The following is a 3,940-nucleotide window of genomic DNA, read 5'->3' as shown; positions in this document are numbered from 1 at the left end:
GGCAACTGACAAATAGCGCGATCAGAACGCCGCCATTTAGCGCGAGCGTTTACAGGCTGCTCACGCGTGTTGCACCAGCGTCCCCGGCAATCGTTCGTTTACGAGAGATTGAAGACATTACCAGACGTTTTAACTGTCGGGTAAATCCCCTTAGAGACCCTGTTCAGCCGTCATCGCCGCCCCGCCAGCCCGAGCCATCATGGTTGGGGTCGGCACCCAGACTTGGCGGGAGACCGGTGTCCCGCGCGGTCCCGGCGAAACGGTGACGCGCCACTCAAAATGTCCCGCAACCTCCGAACGGTCGGCCGCCGCTTGCACCTCCGAAGGCGTCGACGATATCCATACCCGCCGCGGCGCGACAATCGGTGCCCGCGGCCCCGGTCGCTGATTGACGATGCGCCATTCGTAATGTCCGGCGCCCGACATTGTGGTGGCGGCCTGGGCGTTGGTCATGCCGACGATAGCGGCGATCCCCGCAAAGGCGGCGGCGAGATAACGATTCATGGGCTTGGTCCTTCAATCTGAGCGTTGTTGCCAAAGCATATGTGCTGGCTGGCAGTCCGCGCATTTTGCCCGCTTGGTTACAAGTTGGGCGATCACGCACTGCTGCATCGGAAATTGCTGAAGATCGGCGGCGCGTGAGGGCGTAACGGTTGAGCCGCGTATAACGAATGTAGTTGCAGCATCTCGGAACGAGGGGGGAATCTACTCAATGGCGTCTTCCAATCAGCGGAATGCATGGTGAATCCCTCGCACAGTCGGCTGAGGCCGATGCCCCCGCGCATCATCATCCTGGCCGTGACGACCGTGCTTGCGGGTTGCACGACCTTCGATCCGGGCAGGGATCATGTGGCGATCGAGAAGTTGCTTGCGGATCGCGGCGCGCCGTCGCTGGGCTGGGAGCAAAACGACCAGGGCGAACAGGAGACACAGGCCCAGCAATCGGTCGCCGCCCAACCGATGACGGCGGATTTGGCCGTCAAGACTGCCATGCTCAGGAGTCCGCGCCTCCAGCAGATTTATGGCGAGCTCGGACTGGCTCGGGCCGATGTTCTCGACGCCGTCCAGGTCGCCAATCCGCGCATCAGCCTGTCGAGCCTGGCGCTCGCGGGCGGGCCGGGATCGCAATTCGTGTTCGGCGTCGCCGAGCCTCTGGTCGATTTGTTGACCTTGCCAGCCAAGGCGCGGCTCGCCCGTCTCGACTACGAACGCGCCCGGTACGAGGTGGCGGCGTCGATCCTGGGCGTCAGTCTCGACGTCGAGGCGGCGTGGTATCGCTATGTCGGAGCGCAGCAGGTTGCCGAGATGCGGGCGGCGGTCGCGGATGGCTTGCAGGTTTCGGCAGACCTCGCCCAGCGCTTTTACGACGCGGGCAACATCACGGAATTGCAGCTCAACCGCGAAAAGGCCGCCGCCAGCCAGGCGCGTATCGAGGCGACCCGCGCCGCCGTCGCCGGCAAGATGGCGCGTCTCGAACTCAACAATGCGATCGGATTGCGGGGAGCGGAGGCGGATTGGAAAAGCGACACCGTGCTGCCGCTGCCCCTCGCCCACGAGGATGACGTAAGCGAGTTGCAACGCCTCGCGCAGTCGAGCAGCCTGGAATTGCTCGCCGCGCAGAAGGGCGCTGTCGTCGCCGCCGGGGCGGCGCGGATCACGCGCAGCTTCCGCCTCCTTGGGGCCACCACGGTCGGTTACGACCGCGAGCGCGAGGTCGACCGCTCGGTCATCCGGGGACCGACGCTCGACATCGAGCTGCCGATCTTTAACCAAGGCGGAGCTCGGGTCGCACGAACCGAAGCGCGTCTACGGATCGCGCGCGCGCGCCTGGCGCAACTTGCGCTCGCGTCCGGGAATGCGGTTGGGCTGGGCGCGGAACGCGTACGCGTGCTCAGCGAAGTGGTGGGCCTGTATCGCACGGCCTTGGTGCCGCAGCGTGAAATCGTGACCCGTCAAAGCCAGCTCGAACAGAATTTCGCGCTGATCGGCGAGTTCGAGGTGCTTCAGGCCAAGGCGCAGGAATACGAAGCCTATCAAGGGTTCCTCGAAGCGGTTCGGGATTACTGGCTCGCGCGCGTCGATCTGATGCGTTTGGTGGGGAACAGGCTGCCGAGTGATGCGGAAGCCAGGCAGAACACGCCGACCGTTTCCGAGATACTGACGCCGCCTGCCGCCCCGGCGATGGATCACTCGATGCATGGCGGCCACCATGGCGGGGGAGCGCCGCCGCCGGCAGGTCCGGCACCGTCTGGGTCGCCCGCGCCGCCTCCGGCCATGCCTGGGATGGTTCACGATCATGTGCCAACGCCGGACGCCAGCCCTCCTCCTTCGCCACCGCCCGCTCCGACGCCTGAACACCAACATCATGGAGCCGGCCAATGACCATCCATCGTCGTGACATCCTCAAGACGGGTGCCGCCGCAGCACTGGGGTCAGCGTTGACCGCGCGTGCCGCCGCACAGGATCATTCCATGCATGGCGGCATGGCGATGGGCCCGATGCCCATGCCGGCGGCCGAGCCTGTGGGCGTGGCGCCCGCCGTGCCGCGCGATCCGCGCTACGTGCCCGTCCGCACGCTCAACGGCTGGACGCTGCCGTGGCGGTTGAATGCCGGGGTCAAGGAGTTCCACCTTGTCGCCGAAGAGGTAAAGCATGAATTCGCGCCCGGATCGAAGGCAACCTGCTGGGGCTACAACGGTGGCACGCCCGGGCCGACCATCGAGGCCGTGGAAGGCGACCGGGTAAGGATTTTCGTCACCAACCGGCTGGGCGAGCATACGTCCGTCCACTGGCATGGGCTGATCCTTCCCTCCGGCATGGATGGCGTCGGCGGGATGACCCAGCCGCACATTCAGCCCGGCGAAACCTATGTCTACGAGTTCACGCTGCGCCAGCACGGCACGCATATGTATCATCCGCACGCCGACGAGATGACCCAGATGGCCTATGGCATGATGGGCCTGTTCATCATCCATCCGCGCGGCGGGGAGATCGTGCCGGTCGATCGCGATTACGCCTTCCTTTTGCACAATTGGGCGCTGAAACCCGGAACCTGGCGCCCGGACCCCTCGATCATGGTCGAGTTCGACCAGTGGACCTTCAACTCCAAGATGTTCCCGGCGATCGATCCGATCGTCGCGCGCACCGGCGAGCGTGTGCGCATCCGGGCCGGCAACCTGTCGATGTGGAACCATCCGATCCACCTTCATGGCGTCGAGTTCGAGGTGACGGGTTCCGATGGCGGGCGCTGGCCGCGCGAGCGCTGGCGGCGGGAGGTCACCGAACTGGTGTCGGTCGGGCAGATGCGCGACATCGAGTTTACCGCGGTCGCCGGCGACTGGGCTTTCCACTGCCATATGGCCCACCACACCATGAACGCGATGGGCCACGGCATCCCCAACCAGACCGGCGTTGATCAATCCGGTGTAGAGGCGCGGATTCGCAAGGTGTCGCCAAATTTCCTGCCGATGATGCGCTACGGCATGGCGGAGCACCAGGAACACACCGACGGCGGACATCAAGGTCCGGTCAACACGACGCCGATGATGGGCGGCAAGGGCCAGTTCGGGAATATGGAAATGGGCGGCATGTTCACGGTCGTGAAGGTGCGCGACGATATCGCGCGGGGCGATTTTACCGATCCCGGCTGGTATCGCCATCCGGCGGGAACGGTCGCAAAACGAGTCAGCGCAGACCCTGACTTCGGTTCTCCGCCGCGCCGTCAAGTGTAGCGGTTACGAAGCCCGGAATTGCACGCCTACTGGTGATTACCGCCAACCTTAATCGTGCATCGCACCGTCTCGCGCGCTCGAACCGCGGCCTTGCTGCACCCCTCGATCGTTTCGCGATTGGCCGTCACGATCCTGTCGCCGGCGACGATCGCGCGGAACGCGGTCGGGCTCGCGCTCTGCATCAAGCGCTGCCCCGCCTCCCAACGCGG

At 65.0% G+C, this 3,940-nt stretch carries 4 protein-coding genes; 2 read left to right on the top strand and 2 right to left on the bottom strand.

Translation table 11 applies throughout. The features are described from left to right. Positions 1–150: 150 nt before the first annotated feature. Entirely contained in the window at positions 151–504 is a 354-nt protein-coding gene (locus AX709_RS08315) for a hypothetical protein (RefSeq protein WP_066548713.1), read from the bottom strand. A gap of 267 nt (positions 505–771) precedes the next feature. Between AX709_RS08315 and AX709_RS08310 the strand changes: the two genes are divergently transcribed. Together AX709_RS08310 and AX709_RS08305 are read left to right on the top strand one after the other, a co-directional pair. Further along, complete coding sequence (locus tag AX709_RS08310) at positions 772–2,382, top strand: TolC family protein (RefSeq protein ID WP_066548711.1); 1,611 nt, start codon at positions 772–774, stop codon at positions 2,380–2,382. Beyond that, the gene (locus tag AX709_RS08305; protein WP_063976194.1) at positions 2,379–3,731 is read left to right on the top strand and encodes a multicopper oxidase family protein; all 1,353 of its coding nucleotides are present in this window, start codon (positions 2,379–2,381) and stop codon (positions 3,729–3,731) included. The genes AX709_RS08310 and AX709_RS08305 overlap by 4 nt, the downstream gene beginning before the upstream one ends. A 26-nt stretch (positions 3,732–3,757) precedes the next feature. On the opposite strand, the gene AX709_RS19155 is transcribed toward AX709_RS08305, so the two are convergent. Then, on the bottom strand, positions 3,758–3,940 hold a 183-nt coding region (locus tag AX709_RS19155), incomplete at its 5' end, for a DUF6118 family protein (RefSeq protein WP_269453981.1).

Origin of the sequence: Sphingomonas sp. CCH15-F11 (assembly GCF_001557005.1) — a bacterium.
In the GTDB taxonomy this organism is placed as follows: domain Bacteria; phylum Pseudomonadota; class Alphaproteobacteria; order Sphingomonadales; family Sphingomonadaceae; genus Sphingomonas.
This window is presented reverse-complemented; position numbering and strand designations above follow the sequence as displayed.

Coding starts and splice junctions, on each gene's coding strand:
- AX709_RS08315 (WP_066548713.1), bottom strand. CDS start 504: ATGAATCGTTATCTCGCCGCCGCCTTTGCGGGGATCGCCGCTATCGTC.
- AX709_RS08310 (WP_066548711.1), top strand. CDS start 772: ATGCCCCCGCGCATCATCATCCTGGCCGTGACGACCGTGCTTGCGGGT.
- AX709_RS08305 (WP_063976194.1), top strand. CDS start 2,379: ATGACCATCCATCGTCGTGACATCCTCAAGACGGGTGCCGCCGCAGCA.